Origin of the sequence: Streptomyces sp. TRM49041 (assembly GCF_008271805.1) — a bacterium.
Taxonomy (GTDB): domain Bacteria; phylum Actinomycetota; class Actinomycetes; order Streptomycetales; family Streptomycetaceae; genus Streptomyces.
Window position 1 is genome coordinate 1 of record NZ_VSRY01000015.1, and the last position, 14,767, is coordinate 14,767.

Annotated in this window: 13 protein-coding genes; 12 read left to right on the forward strand and 1 reads right to left on the reverse strand. The window is 71.6% G+C overall.

From position 1 onward, the window contains the following. The 4 genes from FVS66_RS00710 to nusB all read left to right on the forward strand — a co-directional run. A partial coding sequence (locus tag FVS66_RS00710) for an AAA family ATPase (RefSeq protein ID WP_149178983.1) occupies nucleotides 1–732 on the forward strand: 732 nt, incomplete at its 5' end. A gap of 372 nt (nucleotides 733–1,104) precedes the next feature. After that, nucleotides 1,105–2,208, forward strand: coding sequence for an aminopeptidase P family protein (locus FVS66_RS00715; protein WP_149178984.1), 1,104 nt, complete (start codon nucleotides 1,105–1,107; stop codon nucleotides 2,206–2,208). Nucleotides 2,209–2,265: 57 nt separating this feature from the next. Beyond that, complete coding sequence (gene efp, locus FVS66_RS00720; protein WP_149178985.1) at nucleotides 2,266–2,832, forward strand: elongation factor P; 567 nt, start codon at nucleotides 2,266–2,268, stop codon at nucleotides 2,830–2,832. A gap of 2 nt (nucleotides 2,833–2,834) precedes the next feature. Beyond that, nucleotides 2,835–3,263: a transcription antitermination factor NusB gene (gene nusB, locus FVS66_RS00725; protein WP_149178986.1), complete on the forward strand. Its 429-nt coding sequence runs from the start codon at nucleotides 2,835–2,837 to the stop codon at nucleotides 3,261–3,263. Nucleotides 3,264–3,616: 353 nt separating this feature from the next. Here the strand turns inward: nusB and bldD are convergent, their stop codons facing one another. Continuing rightward, entirely contained in the window at nucleotides 3,617–4,117 is a 501-nt protein-coding gene (gene bldD / locus FVS66_RS00730) for a transcriptional regulator BldD (RefSeq protein WP_005319862.1), read from the reverse strand. A 197-nt stretch (nucleotides 4,118–4,314) separates the two neighbouring features. On the opposite strand from bldD, the gene pyrR reads away from it, so the two are divergent. The 8 genes from pyrR to pyrF all read left to right on the forward strand — a co-directional run bounded on the left by pyrR (nucleotide 4,315) and on the right by pyrF (nucleotide 14,502). Further along, on the forward strand, nucleotides 4,315–4,932 hold the full coding sequence (pyrR, locus tag FVS66_RS00735; RefSeq protein WP_149178987.1) for a bifunctional pyr operon transcriptional regulator/uracil phosphoribosyltransferase PyrR: 618 nt from the start codon (nucleotides 4,315–4,317) through the stop codon (nucleotides 4,930–4,932). A gap of 200 nt (nucleotides 4,933–5,132) precedes the next feature. Next, nucleotides 5,133–6,155 (forward strand): aspartate carbamoyltransferase catalytic subunit, encoded by a 1,023-nt coding sequence (locus FVS66_RS00740; protein WP_149178988.1) that lies wholly within the window; start codon nucleotides 5,133–5,135, stop codon nucleotides 6,153–6,155. Nucleotides 6,156–6,160: 5 nt separating this feature from the next. Beyond that, nucleotides 6,161–7,474 (forward strand): dihydroorotase, encoded by a 1,314-nt coding sequence (locus FVS66_RS00745; RefSeq protein WP_149178989.1) that lies wholly within the window; start codon nucleotides 6,161–6,163, stop codon nucleotides 7,472–7,474. Then, the gene (locus FVS66_RS00750; RefSeq protein WP_149178990.1) at nucleotides 7,471–8,046 is read left to right on the forward strand and encodes a hypothetical protein; all 576 of its coding nucleotides are present in this window, start codon (nucleotides 7,471–7,473) and stop codon (nucleotides 8,044–8,046) included. The genes FVS66_RS00745 and FVS66_RS00750 overlap by 4 nt, the downstream gene beginning before the upstream one ends. Beyond that, nucleotides 8,043–9,191, forward strand: a complete 1,149-nt coding sequence (gene carA, locus FVS66_RS00755) for a glutamine-hydrolyzing carbamoyl-phosphate synthase small subunit (protein WP_149178991.1) — start codon at nucleotides 8,043–8,045, stop codon at nucleotides 9,189–9,191. Before FVS66_RS00750 ends, carA begins: the two co-directional genes overlap by 4 nt. After that, nucleotides 9,184–12,492 carry a carbamoyl-phosphate synthase large subunit gene (gene carB / locus FVS66_RS00760; RefSeq protein ID WP_149178992.1) on the forward strand — a complete coding sequence of 1,103 codons (3,309 nt, stop codon included), beginning with the start codon at nucleotides 9,184–9,186 and terminating at the stop codon, nucleotides 12,490–12,492. Before carA ends, carB begins: the two co-directional genes overlap by 8 nt. Before the next feature lie 61 nt (nucleotides 12,493–12,553). Further along, nucleotides 12,554–13,663 carry a quinone-dependent dihydroorotate dehydrogenase gene (locus FVS66_RS00765; RefSeq protein ID WP_149179058.1) on the forward strand — a complete coding sequence of 370 codons (1,110 nt, stop codon included), beginning with the start codon at nucleotides 12,554–12,556 and terminating at the stop codon, nucleotides 13,661–13,663. Next, entirely contained in the window at nucleotides 13,660–14,502 is an 843-nt protein-coding gene (pyrF, locus tag FVS66_RS00770) for an orotidine-5'-phosphate decarboxylase (protein ID WP_149178993.1), read from the forward strand. Before FVS66_RS00765 ends, pyrF begins: the two co-directional genes overlap by 4 nt. The last annotated feature ends 265 nt before the right edge of the window (nucleotides 14,503–14,767 follow it).

Genomic DNA, 14,767 nt, shown 5'->3' on the forward strand with positions numbered 1-14,767 from the left:
GGCCCCGCACCGCGGCCTCCGGCCCCGCCGGCGCCCGCGCAGGGCTGGACGGCGCCGCACCCGTCACCGGCGGCCCCGTCCCGCGACACGACCGGTCACATCCAGCTGCCCCCGGTCGCCCCCGTCATGACACCGGCCACGGAACACGGGCCGGGTCATGCCGCAGGTACGGGCGCGGCCACTCTCGCCGTCCTCCTCATAGGACCGGCCGGCGCCGGCAAGACCACCGTGGCGCGCTACTGGGCGCGGCACCGCCGCGTCCCGACGGCCCACATCAGCCTCGACGATGTACGCGAATGGGTCTGCTCCGGTTTCGCCGACCCCCAGTCCGGCTGGAACGACCAGTCGGAGGCCCAGTACCGCCTGGCCCGCCGCACCTGCGGCTTCGCCGCCAGGAACTTCCTCGCCAACGGCATCTCGTGCATCCTCGACGACGCGGTGTTCCCGGACCGCCCGGTCGTCGGACTCGGCGGCTGGAAACGTCACGTCGGCCCGGGCCTCCTGCCGGTGGTCCTCCTCCCGGGCCTGGAGATAGTCCTGGAGCGCAACGCCGAGCGCAGCGGCAACCGCCGCCTCTCCGACGAGGAGGTGGCGGGCATCCACGGCCGCATGGCCGGCTGGCACGCCTCCGGCCTCCCGATCATCGACAACTCCAAGTACGACGTGGAGACCACCGCCCGCGTCCTGGACGACGTCCTGGCCCGCTCCCTCGCGAGCCCCCCGGCCTGGTGACCGACCGCCCCGGTCCGCCACCCCGGGGACCCCGCACGGCAGCCCTCGTCGCGACGGCCTCTCCGAATCGGGGGCTCCGACCCCGAAGCCCCGCTCCTCGGACCCCGCGGGCTCTCCGAGCGGGGTGTACCCCAGGGCGCTGCGTTTCAGCCCGTCCCGCGCTCGACTACGAGCGCCGCCAGACGGAAGGCACTCGCCCTGGGCCCGCACCGAGTGGGCGGGTGGACGGTCGGCCCCGAGGCCACGCAGCGGCCCGGGCACCGTACCGCCCCGGCCCCTGCACGCCGCGTCCCCGCCCCGCGGCGGGCGGGGACGGCCACGGTCGGACCCGCTGGAACTGCCGGGTGGCCGTCACGCTCGTAGGCTCGTGGCATGTCCCAGGTGTTTGCGGACCGCCGCGAGCGGCTGCGCGAGCGGTGTGCGGCAGCCGGATCCGCGGCGGTGCTGGTCTCCCGCCCTGCCAACGTCCGCTATCTCGCGGGCGGTTCTCCGCCCGGCGCCGTACTGCTGCTCGGCACGGACGACGTACTGATCTGCCCCCGTACCCCTGTCGGCGACGCCGTCGAAGGGCGGCTGGACGAGGTGCTGCGGGTGGATGTGCTGCCGTCCTCCGGCGGTGATCCCGCCGTCGCCGCGGCCGGCCTCGCCGGCCGGACCGGCGCCGACACGCTCGCCGTCGAGGAGCACCACCTGAGCGTCGCCCGCTACCGGGCCCTCGGCTCTGTCGCGCCCCGGCTCCGCCTCGCCGACCTCGGTACCGCCATCGAACAGGAGCGTGTCGTCAAGGACGACGAGGAGATCACCTGCCTCCGTATCGCCGCCGAGATCTCCGACCAGGCCCTCGGTGAGCTTCTGGAGTCCATCCTCGTCGGCCGTACCGAACGCCACCTCGCCCTGGAGCTGGAGCGGCGCCTCGTCGACCACGGAGCCGACGGCCCCGCCTTCCCCACCTCGGTCGGCACCGGCCCGAACTCCGGCCGTGGCGGCCACCGCCCCTCCGACCGCCGTGTCGAGGAGGGCGACTTCCTCTCCGTCTGCCTGGGCGCCAACTACCGCGGCTACCGCTGCGAGATCGGCCGCACCTTCGTCATCGGCACCGCCCCCGCCGACTGGCAGATCCAGCTGTACGACCTCGTCTTCACCGCTCAGCGCGCCGCGCGCGAATCCCTCACCCCCGGCACCGCGTACCGTGACGTGGACAGGGCCGCCCGCCAGCTCCTCGACGCCGCGGGCCACGGCGACGGACTCGCACCGTGCCTCGGGCACGGTGTCGGCCTCGAAATCGAGGAGGACCCGCAGCTGTCCCCCTCGGCCATGGGTAAACTGGACGCTTGCGTGCCGGTCACCGTCGAACCAGGGGTTCACCTCCCGGGACGGGGCGGGGTCCGGATCGATGACACGCTCGTCGTACGCCAGGAGGCGGACGGCGGACCCGAGCTACTCACCATCACGACCAAGGAGCTGCTCGCGCTCTAGCGCGTACCGTGCCTTCCTCGGTCGTCCACCAGCGTCAGTCCAGGAGATTCCGCAACCGTGGCCACCACGAACGACCTCAAGAACGGCATGGTGCTCAAGCTCGACAACGACCAGCTGTGGTCCGTCGTCGAGTTCCAGCACGTGAAGCCCGGCAAGGGCCCGGCCTTCGTGCGCACCAAGCTCAAGAACGTGCTCTCCGGGAAGATCGTCGACAAGACCTTCAACGCCGGTGTCAAGGTCGAGACGGCCACCGTCGACCGCCGTGACATGCAGTTCTCGTACATGGACGGCGAGTACTTCGTCTTCATGGACATGCAGACCTACGACCAGCTGCACGTCGACCGCAAGGCCGTCGGCGACGCCGCCAACTTCCTGGTCGAGGGCTTCACCGCCTCGGTCGCCCAGCACGAGGGCAATGTGCTGTACGTCGAGCTCCCGGCCGCGGTCGAGCTCACCATCCAGGAGACCGAGCCGGGCGTCCAGGGCGACCGCTCCACCGGTGGCACCAAGCCCGCCACCCTGGAGACCGGCCACCAGATCCAGGTCCCGCTCTTCATCACGACCGGTGAGAAGATCAAGGTCGACACCCGTACGAGCGACTACCTCGGCCGGGTGAACAGCTAACCGTGGCTGCCCGCAACAAGGCCCGTAAGCGTGCCTTCCAGATCCTCTTCGAGGCCGACCAGCGCGGTGCGTCCGTGCAGGAGGTCCTCGCGGACTGGGTCCGGCACGCACGGTCCGACGACCGGCAGCCGCCGGTCAACGAGTACACGATGGAACTCGTCGAGGGGTACGCCAAGTACGCCGAACGCATCGACGAGCTCATCGCCACCTACGCGGTGGGCTGGACGCTCGACCGGATGCCGGTCGTCGACCGGAACATCATGCGCCTCGGCGCGTACGAGCTGGTCTGGGTCGACTCCACGCCGGACGCCGTGGTGATCGACGAGGCCGTGCAGCTCGCCAAGGAGTTCTCGACGGACGAGTCCCCGTCGTTCGTCAACGGCCTGCTGGGCCGCTTCAAGGACCTGAAGCCCAGCCTCCGCCGAGACTGACCGCGCCCTCGAAGGGCCCGCCGCGCATTCACCCGCGCCGCGGGCCCTTCGGCGTGCACGCGGCCGCCCACGGCGCGCCTCCGGCGTGCCCGTGCGGCGCCCACGTGGGCGCCACGCCCCCGGCCGTCGCGCTGCGCTGTCACACGACACGCGGGCCCACCGCCGTGTGCTGCGGCCCGCCGGGCCGCTGCCGGCGCTCCTGACGCCCGGCTGCGCCTCCGCTCACCTCCGGCCGTCCGCCCGGCACCCGCTACGCCGGCCGCGGCCCCGCGACCCCGAACGCGCGAGGGGTGGTCCCGGCAATGCGGGACCACCCCTCCGGCGGCAACGTTTCTGCTGGTCTGGTGGGAGGCTCAGCTCTCCTCGTGGGCGACGGCGCGCCGGGCGTCCGCGTCCAGGACGCCCCAGCTGATGAGCTGCTCGGTGAGGACCGAGGGGGACTGGTCGTAGATGACCGCGAGCGTGCGCAGGTCGTCCTGGCGGATCGACAGCACCTTGCCGTTGTAGTCGCCCCGCTGCGACTGGATCGTCGCGGCGTAACGCTGCAGCGGGCCCGCCTTCTCCTGCGGGACGTGCGCCAGTCGCTCCAGGTCCAGAACGAGCTTCGGCGGCGGCTCGGCGGCGCCGCCGGGCGTGGTGCCCGGCAGCAGCTCCTGCACCGGGACGCCGTAGAAGTCGGCCAGCTCGGCGAGACGCTGTACGGTCACTGCACGGTCGCCGCGCTCGTACGAACCGACCACGACGGCCTTCCAGCGGCCCTGGGACTTCTCCTCCACGCCGTGGAGGGAGAGGCCCTGCTGGGTGCGGATGGCACGGAGCTTGGCCCCGAGCTGTTTGGCGTATTCGCTGGACATATAGCTCCCTGGACACTGTTACACGTGCGGCTCCGCCGCGTGGCTGGTAACTCACTGTGAGGTTACGCAGCGTTACTTGGGTGCGTCAAGCCGAATGGTCCGTACCGACCTCCTTCAGGGCACTGGTACGGTGGAAGACGCAATTCCGACGTCCTTTAAGGTCCGTCCCGTGAGGCGGAGAAGGAGGTCCGTTTCGTATGGACGCCATTCAGCAGTCCGATGCCGCCCGCCCCGTCCTCGAGGGCCCGGACATCGCGCGGGTACTGACCCGCATCGCCCACGAGATCGTCGAGCGTGCCAAGGGCGCCGACGACGTGGTTCTCCTCGGTATCCCGACGCGCGGGGTGTTCCTCGCCCGGCGGCTCGCCGAGAAGCTCGAGCAGATCACCGGCCGCTCGACACCGGTCGGCTCCCTCGACATCACCATGTACCGCGACGACCTGCGCCTCCGCCCGGCGCGTGCCCTCGCCCGCACCGACATCCCGGCCGACGGCATCGACGGCCGCCTGGTCGTCCTCGTCGACGACGTGCTCTTCTCGGGCCGCACCATCCGCGCAGCCCTCGACGCGCTCGGCGACATCGGCCGGCCCCGCGCCGTGCAGCTCGCGGTCCTCGTCGACCGCGGCCACCGCGAGCTCCCCATCCGCGCCGACTACGTCGGCAAGAACCTCCCCACGTCGCTGCGCGAGACGGTCAAGGTCCAGCTCGCCGAGGAGGACGGCCGCGACGCCGTGCTGCTCGGCGACCGGAGGGCGACGGGGGTCCCCACGGCCGAAGGCCGGGGGAGCGAGCCCGCCCCGACCGGCGAGAAGTAGCCCACCACCCGGCCGGCCCCCGCGTCCCGCGCACGCCGTACACGTACGCGGTTCGGGCACCCGGCGCGCGGAACGGCGGCCACGCCCCCGCCCGCCGGACGCGCCGGGCACACCACCGCCACGCCCGGCGACCGCAGCCGCCCGGGCCGGGGCGACCCATACGGAATCCGAGACCTCCACACCCCCGGAGCACATCCCAGATGAAGCGCCACCTCATCTCGGCCGCCGACCTCACCCGAGACGACGCCGTCCTCATCCTCGACACCGCCGAGGAGATGGCCCGCGTCGCCGACCGGCCGATCAAGAAGCTGCCCACCCTGCGCGGCCGTACGATCTGCAACCTCTTCTTCGAGGACTCGACCCGCACGCGGATCTCCTTCGAGGCCGCCGAGAAGCGACTCTCCGCCGATGTCATCAACTTCGCCGCCAAGGGCTCCAGCGTCTCCAAGGGCGAGTCCCTCAAGGACACCGCCCAGACACTGGAGGCCATGGGCGTCGACGCGGTCGTCATCCGGCACAGCGCCTCCGGCGCCCCCTACCGGCTCGCCACATCCGGCTGGATCGACGCCCCGGTGATCAACGCCGGTGACGGCACCCACCAGCACCCCACCCAGGCGCTCCTCGACGCGTTCACCATGCGCCGCCGCCTCCTCGGCCCGGACGCCGGGATCGGCCAGGACCTGTCCGGCCGGCGCATCACCGTCGTCGGCGACGTCCTGCACAGCCGGGTCGCCCGGTCCAACGTCGACCTGCTGCACACCCTCGGCGCCCAGGTCACCCTTGTCGCCCCGCCCACCCTCGTGCCCGTCGGCGTCGAGACCTGGCCCTGCGAGATCTCGTACGACCTCGACAGCACCCTCGCCAAGTCCGACGCCGTGATGATGCTGCGCGTCCAGCGCGAGCGTATGAACGCCGCGTTCTTCCCCACCGAGCGGGAGTACTCGCGCCGCTACGGCCTCGACGCCGACCGCATGGCGAAGATGCCGGAGCACGCCGTCGTCATGCACCCCGGCCCCATGGTCCGCGGCATGGAGATCACCGCCGAGGTCGCGGACTCGCCGCGCTGCACGGTCGTCGAGCAGGTCGCCAACGGCGTCTCCATCCGCATGGCCGTCCTCTACCTGCTGCTGGGCGGCAACGAGGCCGCCGTCACCCAGCCGTCCTCCCCGTCGTCCCCGTCGTCACCGGCATCCGCGTCGTCGTCCCGTACCGAGGAGAAGTAAGACAGATGAGCAAGACCCTGATCCGTGGTGCGAAGGTCCTCGGCGGCGAAGTCCAGGACGTCCTGATCGACGGCGAGACCATCGCCGCCACCGCCCGCCAGGGCGAGATCGACATCAGTGGCACCGGCCCGGATGCCGAAGGCATCACCGTCGTCGAGGCCGACGGGCAGATCCTGCTGCCCGGCCTCGTCGACCTCCACACCCATCTGCGCGAGCCCGGCCGCGAGGACTCCGAGACCGTCCTCACCGGCACCCGCGCCGCCGCGAGCGGCGGCTACACCGCCGTGTTCGCCATGGCCAACACCTTCCCCGTCGCCGACACCGCCGGCGTGGTCGAGCAGGTCTACCGGCTCGGCCAGGAGCACGGCTACTGCGACGTCCAGCCCATCGGCGCCGTCACCGTCGGCCTGGAGGGCAAGAAGCTCGCCGAACTCGGCGCCATGCACGAGTCCGCCGCCGGCGTCACGGTCTTCTCCGACGACGGCAAGTGCGTCGACGACGCGGTGATCATGCGCCGTGCCCTCGAGTATGTGAAGGCGTTCGGCGGCGTCGTCGCCCAGCACGCCCAGGAGCCCCGCCTCACCGAGGGCGCCCAGATGAACGAGGGCATCGTCTCCGCCGAGCTGGGCCTGGGCGGCTGGCCGGCCGTCGCCGAGGAGTCGATCATCGCGCGCGACGTCCTGCTCGCCGAGCACGTCGGCTCCCGCGTCCACATCTGCCACCTGTCGACGGCCGGGTCGGTCGAGATCGTACGGTGGGCCAAGTCCCGCGGCATCGACGTCACCGCCGAGGTCACCCCGCACCACCTCCTCCTCACCGACGAGCTGGTCCGCACGTACGACCCGGTCTACAAGGTCAACCCGCCGCTGCGCACCGAGCGCGACGTCATGGCGCTGCGCGAGGCCCTCGCCGACGGCACCATCGACATCGTCGCCACCGACCACGCCCCGCACCCGCACGAGGACAAGGACTGCGAGTGGGCCGCCGCCGCCATGGGCATGGTCGGCCTGGAGACCGCGCTCTCCGTCGTCCAGCACACGATGGTCGACACCGGCCTCCTCGACTGGGCGGGCGTCGCCGACCGCATGTCGGTCAAGCCCGCCGCGATCGGCCGCGCCACCGGCCACGGCCGCCCCGTCTCGGCAGGTGAGCCCGCCAACCTGACGCTCCTCGATCCGGCATACCGTGGGTCCGTGGACCCCGCGGGCTTCGCCTCCCGCAGCCGCAACACCCCCTACGAGGGCCGTGAGCTGCCGGGTCGCGTCACCCACACCTTCCTGCGGGGCCGGGCAACGCTCATGGACGGGACGCTCGCGTGACAACTCTGATCCCCCTGGCCGCCGAGCAGAAGTCGGCGGAGGTGACCGACTGGGCCGCACGCCTCGGCTGGGTCGGCGTACTGCTCCTCTTCGTCGCCCTCGCGTACTGGCTGATGCGCCAGGGCTGGAACTGGCGCGGCAACCTCCAGTCCGCCGCCCTGCCGGAGCTCCCCACCGCGCCGGAGACCCCCGGCGAGGCGAGACTGAGCATGAGCGGGCGCTACCACGGGTCCACCACCGCCGGGCAGTGGCTCGACCGGATCGTGGCCCACGGCCTCGGCACCCGCAGCCGCGCCGAGCTGACGCTCACCGACGCCGGCCTGGAAGTCGTACGCCCCGGAGCCGACGACTTCTACGTCCCCGCCGGGCAGCTGCGCGAGGCGCGGCTCGACAAGGGCATCGCGGGCAAGGTCCTCGCCGAGGGCGGCCTGCTGATCATCACCTGGGCGCACGGCGACCAGCTGATCGACTCCGGCTTCCGCTCCGACCGCGCGGCGGAGCACACCGCCTGGGTCGAGGCCATCAACTCCATGACCGACAAGAACACCACGACGGAAGGCGCCGCACGATGACGACCTCCACCAGGGGAGCCGCCAGGACTCCCGCCGTACTCGTCCTGGAGGACGGCCGCAGCTTCCGTGGCCGCGCCTACGGGGCCGTGGGGGAGACCTTCGGCGAGGCCGTCTTCTCCACCGGTATGACCGGCTACCAGGAGACCCTGACCGACCCGTCGTACCACCGCCAGGTCGTCGTCATGACCGCCCCGCACGTCGGCAACACCGGCGTCAACGACGAGGACCCCGAGTCCGCCCGCATCTGGGTGGCCGGCTACGTCGTCCGCGACCCCGCCCGCACCCCCTCCAACTGGCGCTCGAAGCGCTCCCTGGACGAGGAGCTGGAGCGGCAGGGCGTCGTGGGGATCAGCGGCATCGACACCCGCGCCCTCACCCGCCACCTGCGTGAGCGCGGCGCCATGCGCGTCGGCATCTTCTCCGGCGACGCCTGGACCGGAGTCCGCGAGGAGGCGCTCCTGGCGAAGGTCCGGACGCAGCCCCAGATGAAGGGCGCGAACCTCTCCGCCGAGGTCGCCACCAAGGAGCCGTACGTCGTCCACGCGATCGGCGAGAAGAAGTTCACCGTCGCCGCCGTCGACCTCGGCATCAAGGGCATGACCCCGCAGCGCATGGCGGAACGCGGCATCGAGGTCCACGTGCTGCCCGCCACCGCGACCGCCGAGGACATCCACGCCGTCGACCCCGACGGGGTGTTCTTCTCCAACGGCCCCGGCGACCCCGCCACCGCCGACCACGCGGTCGCCGTCATGCGGGCCGTCCTGGAGCGGAAGACGCCGCTGTTCGGCATCTGCTTCGGCAACCAGATCCTCGGCCGGGCCCTCGGCTTCGGCACCTACAAGCTGAAGTACGGCCACCGCGGCATCAACCAGCCCGTGCAGGACCGTACGACCGGCAAGGTCGAGGTCACCGCGCACAACCACGGCTTCGCCGTCGACGCCCCCCTCGACAAGGTGTCCGACACCCCCTACGGCCGCGCCGAGGTCTCCCACGTCTGCCTCAACGACAACGTCGTGGAGGGCCTCCAGCTGCTCGACCAGCCGGCCTTCAGCGTCCAGTACCACCCCGAAGCGGCGGCGGGCCCGCACGACGCCGCCTATCTGTTCGACCGCTTCGTTTCCCTGATGGAGGGCCAGCGTGCCTAAGCGCACCGATATCCAGTCCGTCCTGGTCATCGGCTCCGGCCCGATCGTCATCGGCCAGGCCGCCGAGTTCGACTACTCCGGTACCCAGGCGTGCCGCGTCCTCAAGGCCGAGGGTCTGCGCGTCATCCTGGTGAACTCCAACCCCGCGACGATCATGACCGACCCGGAGATCGCGGACGCCACGTACGTCGAACCGATCACCCCCGAGTTCGTCGAGAAGATCATCGCCAAGGAGCGCCCCGACGCCCTCCTGCCCACCCTCGGCGGCCAGACCGCGCTCAACACCGCCATCTCGCTCCACGAGGCGGGCACTCTAGAGAAGTACGACGTCGAGCTGATCGGCGCCAACGTCGAGGCCATCAACAAGGGTGAGGACCGCGACCTCTTCAAGGAGGTCGTCGAGGCCGTCAACACCAAGATCGGCCACGGCGAGTCCGCACGGTCCGTCATCTGCCACACCATGGACGAGGTCCTCGCGGGCGTCGACACGCTCGGCGGCTACCCCGTCGTCGTCCGCCCCTCCTTCACCATGGGCGGCGCCGGCTCGGGCTTCGCCCACGACGAGGAGGAGCTGCGCCGCATCGCCGGCCAGGGCCTCACGCTCTCCCCGACCACCGAGGTGCTCCTGGAGGAGTCCATCCTCGGCTGGAAGGAGTACGAGCTGGAGCTGATGCGCGACAAGCACGACAACGTCGTGGTCGTCTGCTCCATCGAGAACTTCGACCCCATGGGCGTCCACACCGGTGACTCCATCACCGTCGCCCCGGCCATGACGCTCACCGACCGCGAGTACCAGATCCTCCGCGACATCGGTATCGCCGTCATCCGCGAGGTCGGCGTCGACACCGGCGGCTGCAACATCCAGTTCGCCGTCAACCCCGAGGACGGCCGGGTCATCGTCATCGAGATGAACCCGCGCGTCTCCCGCTCCTCCGCCCTGGCGTCGAAGGCGACCGGCTTCCCCATCGCCAAGATCGCCGCGAAGCTGGCCGTCGGCTACACGCTCGACGAGATCCCCAACGACATCACCCAGGAGACCCCGGCGTCCTTCGAGCCCACGCTCGACTACGTCGTGGTCAAGGCGCCCCGCTTCGCCTTCGAGAAGTTCCCGTCCGCCGACTCCACCCTCACCACCACCATGAAGTCGGTCGGCGAGGCCATGGCCATCGGCCGTAACTTCACCGAGGCCCTGCAGAAGGCGCTGCGCTCACTGGAGAAGAAGGGCAGCCAGTTCACCTTCGTCGGCGAGCCCGGCGACAAGGCCGAGCTGCTCCGCGAGGCGGTACGGCCCACCGACGGCCGGATCAACGCCGTCATGCAGGCCATCCGCGCGGGCGCCACCCGCGAGGAGGTCTTCGACGCCACGAAGATCGACCCCTGGTTCGTCGACCAGCTCTTCCTCATCAAGGAGGTCGCGGACGAGATCGCCGCCGTCGACAAGCTCGTCCCCGAGCTGCTCGCCGACGCCAAGCGCCACGGCTTCTCCGACGCCCAGATCGCCGAGATCCGGGGCCTGCGCGAGGACGTCGTCCGCGAGGTCCGGCACGCCCTCGGCGTCCGCCCGGTCTACAAGACGGTCGACACCTGCGCCGCCGAGTTCGCCGCGAACACGCCGTACTTCTACTCCTCGTACGACGAGGAGAGCGAGGTCGCGCCCCGCGAGAAGCCCGCCGTGATCATCCTCGGCTCGGGCCCGAACCGCATCGGCCAGGGCATCGAGTTCGACTACTCCTGCGTCCACGCCTCCTTCGCGCTCTCCGACGCCGGTTTCGAGACCGTGATGGTCAACTGCAACCCGGAGACCGTCTCCACGGACTACGACACCTCCGACCGCCTGTACTTCGAGCCGCTCACGCTCGAGGACGTGCTGGAGATCGTCCACGCCGAGGCGCAGGCCGGCCCGATCGCCGGTGTCGTCGTCCAGCTCGGCGGCCAGACCCCGCTCGGCCTCGCCCAGGCCCTCAAGGACAACGGCGTACCGGTCGTCGGCACCCCGCCGGAGGCCATCCACGCCGCCGAGGACCGCGGTGCCTTCGGCCGCGTCCTGAAGGAGGCCGGCCTCCCGGCCCCCAAGCACGGCACGGCCACCACCTTCGCCGAGGCCAAGGCCATCGCCGACGAGATCGGCTACCCCGTCCTCGTACGCCCGTCGTACGTGCTCGGCGGCCGCGGCATGGAGATCGTCTACGACGAGGCGCGGCTCTCCGCGTACATCGCCGAGTCCACCGAGATCTCCCCGACCCGCCCGGTCCTCGTCGACCGCTTCCTCGACGACGCCATCGAGATCGACGTCGACGCCCTCTACGACGGCCGGGAGCTGTACCTCGGCGGCGTCATGGAGCACATCGAGGAAGCCGGTATCCACTCCGGCGACTCGGCCTGCGCCCTGCCCCCGATCACCCTCGGCGGCTTCGACATCAAGCGCCTGCGCGCCTCCACCGAGGCCATCGCCAAGGGCGTCGGCGTCCGGGGCCTGATCAACATCCAGTTCGCCATGGCCGGGGACATCCTGTACGTCCTGGAGGCCAACCCGCGCGCCTCCCGTACGGTCCCCTTCACCTCCAAGGCGACCGCCGTTCCGCTCGCGAAGGCCGCCGCCCGGATCTCGCTGGGCGCCACCATCGCCGAGCTGCGCGCGGAGGGCCTGCTCCCGAAGGCCGGCGACGGCGGCACCCTGCCGCTCGACGCGCCGATCTCCGTCAAGGAGGCCGTCATGCCGTGGTCGCGCTTCCGCGACATCCACGGCCGCGGCGTCGACACCGTCCTCGGCCCGGAGATGCGCTCCACCGGCGAGGTCATGGGCATCGACTCGGTCTTCGGCACGGCGTACGCCAAGTCGCAGGCCGGGGCGTACGGCCCGCTGCCCACCAAGGGCCGCGCGTTCATCTCGGTCGCCAACCGGGACAAGCGCTCGATGATCTTCCCGGCGCGTGAGCTGGTCGCGCACGGCTTCGAGCTGCTCGCCACCTCCGGCACGGCCGAGGTCCTGAAGCGCAACGGCCTCAACGCCACCGTCGTGCGCAAGCAGTCCGAGGGCGAGGGCCCCGAGGGCGAGAAGACCATCGTCCAGCTCATCCACGCGGGCGAGGTCGACCTCATCGTCAACACCCCGTACGGCACCGGCGGCCGCCTCGACGGCTACGACATCCGCACGGCCGCCGTGGCACGCGGCGTCCCCTGCCTGACGACGGTCCAGGCGCTCGCCGCCGCCGTCCAGGGAATCGACGCCCTCAACCACGGCGGGGTGGGAGTCCGCTCCCTCCAGGAACACGCCCGACACCTGATCGCGGCCCGCGACTAGAAGCCCACAAGGGGGACACCGTCACCACGGTGTCCCCCTCCTCATGAGGACACCACTCCTGATGTACGAACTCTTCTTCAACATCGTCTTCAAGCGGATGGACCCGGAGCGCGCCCACCACATGGCCGTCCGCTGGATCCGCCTCCTCGCCCGCGTCCCCGTGCTGCGCACCTTCGCCGCCGCCGTGCTCGCGCCCCGCCACAAGGAGCTGCGCACCGAGGCCCTCGGACTGCGCATGCACGGCCCCTTCGGGCTCGCCGCCGGCTTCGACAAGAACGCCGTCGCGATCGACGGCATGGCGATGCTCGGCTTCGACCACGTCGAGATCGGCACCGTCACGGGTGAGCCGCAGCCGGGCAACCCCAGGAAGCGCCTCTTCCGCCTCGTGCCGGACCGCGCCCTCATCAACCGCATGGGCTTCAACAACGAGGGCTCGGCGGCGGTCGCGGACCGGCTCGGCGCCCGCGTGCCGGTCTTCAGGACCGTCGTCGGCGTCAACATCGGCAAGACCAAGGTCGTCCCGGAGGCCGAGGCGGTCGCCGACTATGTGAAGTCGGCCGAGCGGCTCGCCCGCCACGCCGACTACCTGGTCGTCAACGTGTCGTCGCCGAACACCCCCGGGCTGCGCGACCTCCAGGCCACGGAGGTGCTGCGCCCGCTGCTCAGCGCCGTACGCGAGGCCGCCGACCGCACGGTCACCGACCGCCGCGTCCCGCTCCTCGTGAAGATCGCCCCGGACCTGGCCGACGAGGACGTCGACGCCGTCGCCGATCTCGCCGTGGAGCTGGGCCTCGACGGCATCATCGCCACGAACACCACCATCGCGCGCGAGGGCCTGGGGCTCACGTCCGACCCGTCCGTGGTCAAGGAGACCGGCGGTCTGTCCGGCGCGCCGCTCAAGGAGCGGTCCCTGGAGGTCCTGCGCCGCCTCTACGCGCGCGTGGGCGACCGCCTCGTCCTGGTCGGCGTCGGCGGTGTGGAGAACGCGGAGGACGCCTGGCAGCGCATCCTCGCGGGCGCCACCCTCGTCCAGGGCTACAGCGCCTTCATCTACGAGGGCCCCTTCTACGCCCGCGCCGTTCACAAGGGCCTCGCCGCCCGCCTGAAGGCATCCCCCTACGCCACCCTCGCCGACGCGGTCGGCGCCGACACCCGGAAGGCCACCGCATGAGCCCGCTCGAACCCTTCGGCGCCCGTCTCCGCCAGGCCATGGACGAGCGCGGGCCGCTCTGCGTCGGCATCGACCCGCACGCGTCGCTGCTGTCCGCCTGGGGCCTCCGGGACGACGTCGACGGCCTGGAGACGTTCACGCGTACGGTCGTCGACGCCCTCGCCGGCACGGTCGCGGTCTTCAAGCCGCAGAGCGCGTTCTTCGAGCGGTTCGGCTCGCGCGGCATCGCCGTCCTGGAGCATGCCGTGGCCGACCTGCGGGACGCGGGCGCGCTCGTCGTCATGGACGCCAAGCGCGGGGACATCGGCTCCACCATGGCCGCGTACGCCGAGACGTTTCTGCGCAAGGACTCGCCGCTCTTCTCGGACGCGCTGACCGTCTCGCCGTACCTGGGCTACGGCTCCCTGAAGCCGGCGGTCGACCTCGCGCGCGAGAGCGGCGCCGGGCTCTTCGTACTCGCCCTCACCTCCAACCCGGAGGGCGCCGAGGTGCAGCGGGCGGTACGCGCCGACGGGCGGACCGTCGGTGCGACCGTGCTGGCGCACCTGGCCGAGGAGAACGCGGGGGAGACCCCCATGGGCTCCTTCGGCGCCGTGGTCGGCGCGACCCTCGGCGATCTGTCGTCGTTCGACCTGGACATCAACGGCCCGCTCCTCGCGCCGGGTATCGGCGCGCAGGGCGCGACCCCGGCCGACCTGCCGGCCGTCTTCGGCGGCGCGGTGCGCAACGTCGTACCGAACGTGAGCCGGGGCGTCCTGCGGCACGGCCCGGACGCGGCCGCCCTGCGGGACGCCTCGGCGCGGTACGCGGACGAGGTGCGGGCGGCGGTCGGCGGGTGACGTGACGGGCGCGGCGGGCCGGGCCCGGGGGGCCGCCGTTCCGGCCGACTCACCCGTCTCACCGGCCGTTTCCGGCCCCGGCAGCCGTTTCCGGCCTCGACCGATGGTCACTGTGACGCACCTCACGGATGTCCGGTCCGCCCCCGGGCACCTCGGGGGCTGTCCCCGTGTGACGCCCCTGGGACGGGCCGTGACGGGTGTTGACGGGTGTTGACGGATGAGGGCCCCAAACGGGTGCGCTATGTCCCGTTTGTCTGGCAAGCTC